Annotated in this window: 10 protein-coding genes; 6 read left to right on the top strand and 4 right to left on the bottom strand. The window is 36.4% G+C overall.

The window, feature by feature from the left end; genetic code table 11:
• Positions 1–76: 76 nt before the first annotated feature.
• Together QZ276_RS02940 and QZ276_RS02935 are read right to left on the bottom strand one after the other, a co-directional pair.
• Entirely contained in the window at positions 77–274 is a 198-nt protein-coding gene (locus tag QZ276_RS02940) for a hypothetical protein (RefSeq protein WP_292485138.1), read from the bottom strand.
• 111 nt (positions 275–385) lie between these two features.
• Entirely contained in the window at positions 386–604 is a 219-nt protein-coding gene (locus QZ276_RS02935) for a hypothetical protein (RefSeq protein ID WP_292485136.1), read from the bottom strand.
• Between the two features lie 131 nt (positions 605–735).
• Here QZ276_RS02935 and QZ276_RS02930 point away from each other — a divergent pair, with 131 nt between their 5' ends.
• Complete coding sequence (locus tag QZ276_RS02930; RefSeq protein WP_292485134.1) at positions 736–1,617, top strand: DUF89 domain-containing protein; 882 nt, start codon at positions 736–738, stop codon at positions 1,615–1,617.
• A 17-nt stretch (positions 1,618–1,634) separates the two neighbouring features.
• Complete coding sequence (locus QZ276_RS02925; RefSeq protein WP_292485132.1) at positions 1,635–1,826, top strand: CooT family nickel-binding protein; 192 nt, start codon at positions 1,635–1,637, stop codon at positions 1,824–1,826.
• A 14-nt stretch (positions 1,827–1,840) separates the two neighbouring features.
• Here QZ276_RS02925 and QZ276_RS02920 read toward each other — a convergent pair whose 3' ends face one another.
• Positions 1,841–4,048, bottom strand: a complete 2,208-nt coding sequence (locus tag QZ276_RS02920; protein ID WP_292485130.1) for an amino acid permease — start codon at positions 4,046–4,048, stop codon at positions 1,841–1,843.
• Positions 4,049–4,295: 247 nt separating this feature from the next.
• Here QZ276_RS02920 and QZ276_RS02915 point away from each other — a divergent pair, with 247 nt between their 5' ends.
• From QZ276_RS02915 to QZ276_RS02900, 4 genes are all read left to right on the top strand, one after another.
• On the top strand, positions 4,296–5,312 hold the full coding sequence (locus QZ276_RS02915; RefSeq protein WP_292485128.1) for a type II glyceraldehyde-3-phosphate dehydrogenase: 1,017 nt from the start codon (positions 4,296–4,298) through the stop codon (positions 5,310–5,312).
• Positions 5,313–5,323: 11 nt separating this feature from the next.
• The gene (locus QZ276_RS02910; RefSeq protein WP_292485126.1) at positions 5,324–6,130 is read left to right on the top strand and encodes a bifunctional fructose-bisphosphatase/inositol-phosphate phosphatase; all 807 of its coding nucleotides are present in this window, start codon (positions 5,324–5,326) and stop codon (positions 6,128–6,130) included.
• Position 6,131: 1 nt separating this feature from the next.
• The gene (locus QZ276_RS02905; protein ID WP_292485124.1) at positions 6,132–6,974 is read left to right on the top strand and encodes an NAD(+)/NADH kinase; all 843 of its coding nucleotides are present in this window, start codon (positions 6,132–6,134) and stop codon (positions 6,972–6,974) included.
• Between the two features lie 100 nt (positions 6,975–7,074).
• On the top strand, positions 7,075–7,281 hold the full coding sequence (locus QZ276_RS02900) for a hypothetical protein (protein ID WP_292485122.1): 207 nt from the start codon (positions 7,075–7,077) through the stop codon (positions 7,279–7,281).
• 81 nt (positions 7,282–7,362) lie between these two features.
• Here the strand turns inward: QZ276_RS02900 and QZ276_RS02895 are convergent.
• Positions 7,363–7,549, bottom strand: a 187-nt coding sequence (locus QZ276_RS02895; protein WP_292485120.1) for a transposase, incomplete at its 5' end; no start/stop codon positions are given.

Here is a 7,549-nt window from a genome sequence, read left to right as displayed (position 1 = left end):
TTATTATTTTAAGAATTCCCATTATATTAATGATATTTATAAAAAAATCAGCACAATTCCAATTATTTAATATTGGTTATATGAGTTCATTTCCAGAATCTTTATCGGTGTTAGATGCAAAATCCACAATTTTGTCGGTGTTAAAAGTGATTTTTTTAGAATTAAACTTGTTGCCCGTTATAATTTTGTAATTATGACCCGATTCTATTTCATAGAATATATCATTATCATCTGATGCAGTAGTAACAGTTTTGCCATTTCGAACCAGCTTCACTTTTTGTTGTTTAGGGTTTTAATTTTTATATCTAAATATTTTTCAACAGGACTTGGATTTCCGTTAGCAATAAGTAGCTCTTGATTAATATCCAAAATATCCAGTATTGATTTAATTTGTTAGAATTTGCTGATTGATGGCGGTTTCTATAGGGTTTCTACAGAGCCAATTTTTTAACACAGGTTTTCTGGTTTCAACCCCATCTATATTTTCAGGTGTCATTTCAGGATATATGTAGGATAAGCTCAACCCGTCGATTATAAGAATCACTGCACCATCTGGATTATTTACAGGATTTACTTTAATGTGGGATGTGGCAGTTGAAGGCACAGCCTATATAACAGGAATAAATGATATTATAAATACCATCAGAATAATTGCCCTATATCTTCTAATACAGTTTGATATTCTCATAACAATATCTAAAAAAAATTAATTATTTAAAAACAGAAGGATAAAACATGAAGATTAACCCAAGATGTGCACATTGTTTGCTTACAAGAGTGCATTATGAAGCTAAATTATCAACAGATGATGAACAGTTGTTGCATAAAGCAGTTATGAAAGGCATTGATGAACTTAATAGAACCTATAAACCAGGTAGACCTGCTGGAGAAATTTCAACAGCTGTACATCAGAAAGTTTATGAAGTTCTTGGTGATGAAGACCCCTACCTTGAATTGAAGAAATTGAGCAACAAAACAGCAGAAGATATATTCCCGGTTGCACAAAAAAGAGTTTATAATGATGATGTAAGTGATAAAGAACTGTTTAGAAGAAGCGTACTTGCATCAGTAATAGGAAACACTTTTGATTTTGGGGTGGTGGGTTTTGATGTGGCTCCAGAAATATTTGATGAAACATTTAAACAGACTTTTGAAAAAGGACTTGATGTTGATGATACATCATCAATGTTTGAAATGCTTGATAATGTAGTTTACGTTGCAGATAATAGTGGTGAAATATTACTCGATACAATAGTATTTGATATAATTAAAAAATTGGGTGGATATATTACACTGGTTGTCAGGGGTGCACCTATACTAAATGATGCAACACTGGATGATGTATATGATTACGAAATTGATAAAAAAGTAGATTATTTACTTACAACAGGTTCAAATGCAATAGGTGTAAATTTTGAGGACGCACCATATGAACTTCTTGAAGCATTTGATAATGCATCCCTTATTATAAGTAAGGGAATGGCAAATTATGAGACACTTTCAGAATATAATCTGGGTCCAACTGCTTATTTGCTAAAAACAAAATGTGAAAGTGTGGCATCGGATTTGGGTCTTGATACTGGATGTACAATTGCAAAACTGGTAAACGAACAATAATTAAAAGGTGAATATACATGTGTGAACTCAATGTAGTGCTTGAAACTGGTGATGAACGACAAGTTATTATGGAATCTGTTACCAGAATGGTCAACAACGATGGTGATATAGAACTTACAGGAATCTTTGGGGATAAAAAAACTATAAAAGGAACTATAAAAGAAGTTGATTTTTCAAAGGGAGAATCTATTATTACTCAAAACAGTTGAAAAATGTACAGGGATTATCTCCCCAACATTTTGAACAACTTTTTTTTCAAAAATTTTAATCTGCAGTAATATGGTATTTTCTCCTTTGTAATAGGTCTATACCTTTTTACAATCATAACTGGTATATCACAATCCTGAGCAATGTTCTGTGAGAGTGTACCAAGAAGAGCTTTACTAAACCTCTGGCTGGAATCTCCAATAACCAGTAGGTCGCTTTTCTTTGCTGATTCAATGATAGCTTCCTTTATATGGTAACTTTCATTTATTTCATATTTAAATTCAAGCTCATCATCCTGTGCTGTCTCTTTTATCATTTCAGTTTCTCTGTTTTTCTGGTATTCTTCAAGGTCAGGATTAATTACACGAACGAGTTTAATTTTGGCACCGGTACGTTTTGCAAACTGCTTTACAAGGTATAGAGCATATCTGGAATTTTCCTTGTTATTATATGCCACTGTTATACTGTTGATGTTACTTGGTAATTTACCTTTTAAAACTGCAATATCTTTTTGTGCACAGGACAATACCTTTTCAGCGATATCCCCTATGAAACTGTACCCTTCGTGCCAACCAATAACGATAAGGTCTACATTTTCAATTCTTCCCTGCTCTATTATGGAGTTGGATACATCATGATCAAAGGCTACTATATATTGGTGTTCACAACCATCCATTACAGAGCATCGTCTAAATTGGTTTTCCAGTAAACTGTCAATCTCTGGTTTATGTTCATGATATTCATCTCGGGCAGCCTGTAAACTTGTTTGGTTTGGGACTTTTCTTACATGCAATCCGAGGATATCATCACCTATATTCTCCGATAGGTAGACAAGGTCATTTTCATGTTCAGGGTTTGCTATTGGAACCAGTATTTTCATCCTTTTGTGGCCTTTTGTAATTCTACTGGACTCAATCATATCTAAGAGGTTATATTTGGGAAGTGCTTTAGCTTTTCCGTAGGCACTGTACCAGATGAAGCCTGCAATAATAACAGCTACTGCAAAAATGAAGGGTAAAACTCCTATAACCGGAAGTAATACAAGACTTCCAGCAATACCAAAAATCTGGGTGACAGGATAAAAAGGGTCTTTGAATGCAGGTTTATACCAGTTTACAGCACTTCTTCTAAGGATTATGGCTGATAGATTGACAAGAACAAACACCAGTATATTGAATGCACTTCCAAGTTTTGCCAGTTGTTCTACATTGAATACAAATAAAAGAATAACCATTAACAATCCAGTAATTACTATAGCCCTGTAGGGTGTGTTGTATTTTCCATGTATATGAATAAACCAATGTGGTACAAGGTCATCTCTACCCATTGCAAAAGGGAATCTTGAAGATGACATTATCGCGGCATTGGCTGTAGAAAGAGTTGCCAGCAGACCGGCGAGTATTATAATTATCTGTCCAGTGGGTCCCAGCATTACCTCTGCTACATCTACAAGCGGTGTTTCAGTATTCACAGCATCTTCAAATGGAAGAACACCATTAACCACTACCATTATACCTGTATAAAGTACTATCACAGTTGCAACTGATCCTATAAAGGCTCTTGGAAGGTTTTTTGAAGGGTATTTTACTTCTTCAGAAATTGCAGCCAATTTTATGATACCAAGATATGATATAAAAATCAGTCCAGTGGTGGTGAATATGGAGCTATAACCATATGGAACAATAGGATGATATTTGGTCGGGTCTATTATAAAAGCCCCTTTTATAATAAAAACTGAAAGTATGATAAACAGTATAATTACAATTACGTTTTGAAGAAACCCACTGCTTTTTGCACCTTTATAATTTATATATAGCAGTAGAAGTCCGATTATTGTGGCTGTTATCAGTACTGGCGATGAAAAGAGGGTATAAAAATAATCACCAAATCCAACAAGTGCAAAGGAACCCTTGAATACAAGTCCTATCCAGGCTCCTATACCGATTATAGTGCCAAAAACTGCACCCATTGCCCTGCTCACAAAATAATAGCTTCCACCTGCACGGGGCATTCCAGTTGCAAGCTCTGCAGCACTGATAGCAGTAGCCATTGCTATTAACCCACCAAATATGAATGAAAGAATGGCTGCAGGTCCTGCTGCAGCAGTAGCCATACCTGGGAGTACGAAAATACCAGCACCTATCATGGTGCCTGTTCCGATTGCAAATGTGGAAAAAAATCCAAGACTTCTTCCTAATCTTTCGCTTGTCTCTATATCTGCCACGTAAAACCCCGCCTTGTGTTTAGAGAATCCGAATTGGAACGGATTCTATATTTTTCTAGAACTTTAAATAAAGCTTTTTTGGAACTGAGGAAAAACTTAAGTGTAAATATTTCTGATAATCTTATATCTGCTCATAGATAACATGTCCTATTTTTAATCTGGTTTATGGGGCACAATTATAAGAGTGGGGAAAAGTTAAGTGTTTTAGAAATACTATTGAATATATAAATTAAAGAGGTTTTAGATTATGGACAAAGTAAAAGTTGGAATTAACGGATACGGAACGATAGGTAAACGAGTGGCAGATGCAATACATCAACAGGAAGACATGGAACTTATAGGTATATCTAAAACAAAACCCAATTATGAAGCTGTAATGGCACAGAAAATGGGTTACAATGTTTATACACCATCGGATAAAACATCTAAAATGAAAGATGGCGGTATAAAAGTTGCCGGTACTGTTGAGGACATGGTTAACGAGGCAGATGTAATTGTAGATGCCACTCCCAAAGGAGTGGGGGAGAAGAATAAGGAACTTTATGAAAAAGCAGGAGTGAAAGCAATCTGGCAGGGTGGAGAAGATCACGAAGTTGCAGGTTTTTCATTCAACGCTGATTCCAATTATAATGACGCAATAGGTCGTGATTACACACGCGTGGTTTCATGTAATACAACAGCCCTTTGTAGGCTAATATCCAATATAGACAGGGAATATGGTGTCAAAAAATGCAGGGTTACTTTGATTCGTAGAGCAGCTGACCCGTCGGATATCAAAAAAGGTCCTATCAATTCAATTGTAGCAGACCCTGTAAAACTCCCATCTCATCATGGTCCTGACGTCCAGTCAGTCATACCAAGTATTGATATCTCTACAATGGCTGTTAAAGTACCAAATACCATGATGCACATTCATACTGTTAATATGGAGTTGAAAAATGACTGCAGTGCAGACGACATCAAAAACCTGCTTGCAGAAAATCCAAGAATGCATTACCTTGAACCAGGTATAACTTCAACATCAGAAACTATGGAACTTGCAAGGGACCTCGGTCGTCCGAGAAATGACATGTGGGAAAACTGCATCTGGGAGGATTCCATTGATTTCTATGAGGGTGAACTCTATCTATTACAGGCAGTACACCAGGAAGCAGATGTTGTTCCAGAAAACATTGATGCAATAAGGGCCATGTGTGAACTTGAAAAGGATGCTGACAAATCCAAATCCAAAACAAATAAAGCAATGGGAATTGGAACCAAATAATTAGTATTATTATGGTTTCCTATTTTTCTTTTTTTGACCTTTGTAATCATGCGGTTTCATCAGTAGAAACTGCGGTTAAAGACCTTTTAGGCACTCAAAAAGCTTACGAAACTCTTTACACAGGTGCAGACGGGACGGATACAAAATTAATTGATGACATCGCTGAAAGAGCGATAATAGAAGTGCTTAAAAAAGATGGTAGGTCGATGAGGATAATAAGTGAAGAAATGGGTGTAAAAATATTAGGTAACAATCCTGAATTTACAATTATTATAGACCCTATTGACGGAACTTATAACGCTTCATTTTGTATCCCATTTTACAGTGTATCCATCGCAATCGGTAGTCCTGACCTTTCATATATCTGGGCTGGATATGTAAAAAATATTTCAAGCAAAGACGTATATTATGCAGAATCTGGTAAAGGTGCCTATTTAAATGGTAAACGTATATCACCATCTAAAAAGTCGGAATTGAATGAGTGCTGTGCCAGTGTTTATGGATATCGTCTTCATGTGGAACACACAGTTGATTTGTCCCGAAATATAAGGAGGATGAGAATTCTTGGCTGTGTGTCACTGGAAATCTGTTATGTAGCATCAGGAAGATTCGATGCATTTGTTGATGTAAGAGGGTCTTTGAGATTGACAGATGTAGCCGCCGGGAAATTCATAGTGGATGAATCCGGTGGTAGAGTTACAGATGGTTTTGCGGACTCGATTGAATTACAGGATAATTCTATTTATCATGTATATATGATAGCGTCCAATGGGATTGTACATGACAAATTATTGAAACTTACCGGAGGAATAAATTAAATTGAAGATAAAAAAAATAGGGCTGGTTTCAAGACTGGATCATGAAGGCGCTCTTGAAATGACAAAGTCTATTATAGACGAATTTAGTTCTGTAGTAGAAATAGCTGTTTCACCAAATACTGCAAAAGAGATTGGTATTGAAGATGATTTTATTAGAATAGAAGCAATCGAAGACATGCGTAATACCGGAGTTGAATTTCTAATTGTTGTAGGAGGTGACGGTACAGTTTTATTAACACTTTCCAGAATGTATGACCCGATACCTATATTGGGTATCAACATGGGTAAAGTGGGTTTTCTGGTCGATACAGATCCCGAGGAAGCGCTTTCGACGGTTGAAAAAGCTTTACATGGATTTACATACAATGAACAGATAAGGCTGGGGGTCTCGCTTAACGGTGATATACTTCCACCGGCAACCAACGAAATAGTCCTGATGACAGGTAGACCTGCAAAAATACTTACCACCAAAGTAAAGATTGATGATTACGAACTTGAAGAGTTAAGGTCGGATGGTATAGTATTTTCAACACCTACAGGGTCAACTGCCTATGCTATGAGTGCAGGAGGACCTATAATAGACCCACGTGTTAATGCAGCTTTAATTGTTCCACTTGCGCCCTTTAAATTGTCATCACGCCCATTGGTGGTACCTGCAAATTGCGTAATCAATGTTGAAACAACCATACCTGAAAAAGAAGCAATACTGGTTATTGATGGTCAGCATACTTATAAGATACATGAAAACCATGTAGTAACACTTACAAAAGCTGACCAACCAGCCCGGTTTGTAAAAAGTTCTATATACAGGTTCTATGATAAAATCCAGTACAAGCTCTGTTAACCGTCAACTACCCCTCCCTAACTGAAGCACGATGTGCTTCAATGTGGGGGAAGGAGCTTGTTTCTCTATAAAACAGGTTTCTGGTTGACCAGACCACTGGATGCGGGTAGAACATGATAGGAAAAATCCAGTAAACGATACCGGAGAATACAACAGTAGTCACCCTGGGATGCCGCCTCATTCCCTTGGTGATTATCAGCAGACTAAAGGTATCAGACCCGAGAAGAAAATACCAACAGGTAAACTTCACGGACTGAGAAAATTCGATTTTATAATAACAGAAGGTAGAAAACCCTTATGTCTTTAGCATTGCATCAAATCGTAGATTTAATGCGAGTTTCATTTCTTTGAAATGAAACAAAGGGATGAATACCGTCTAATCCGAATATCAACCTTGACTGCGTATATATTCTGTAATTGTTTTTTTGCTTACGTTTCCTATTGTGCAACAGAAGTATCCATCACTCCATAGAGTATTTTCTTTCCAGTAATACATTTTTAGATGTTTTTTGTGGTTTTTCCACATAAGGTATGTTGATTCTTGCTTCAATTTTCTAATAACTGATAATATACTA

Origin of the sequence: Methanohalobium sp. (genome assembly GCF_018609725.1) — an archaeon.
Classification (GTDB): Archaea; Halobacteriota; Methanosarcinia; order Methanosarcinales; family Methanosarcinaceae; genus Methanohalobium.
This window is presented reverse-complemented; position numbering and strand designations above follow the sequence as displayed.

What these genes read in the sequence shown, in the direction of transcription:
- QZ276_RS02930 (WP_292485134.1), top strand. Translation starts at nt 736, where the DNA reads ATGAAGATTAACCCAAGATGTGCACATTGTTTGCTTACAAGAGTGCAT.
- QZ276_RS02900 (WP_292485122.1), top strand. Translation starts at nt 7,075, where the DNA reads ATGCGGGTAGAACATGATAGGAAAAATCCAGTAAACGATACCGGAGAA.
- QZ276_RS02925 (WP_292485132.1), top strand. Translation starts at nt 1,635, where the DNA reads ATGTGTGAACTCAATGTAGTGCTTGAAACTGGTGATGAACGACAAGTT.
- QZ276_RS02915 (WP_292485128.1), top strand. Translation starts at nt 4,296, where the DNA reads ATGGACAAAGTAAAAGTTGGAATTAACGGATACGGAACGATAGGTAAA.
- QZ276_RS02910 (WP_292485126.1), top strand. Translation starts at nt 5,324, where the DNA reads ATGGTTTCCTATTTTTCTTTTTTTGACCTTTGTAATCATGCGGTTTCA.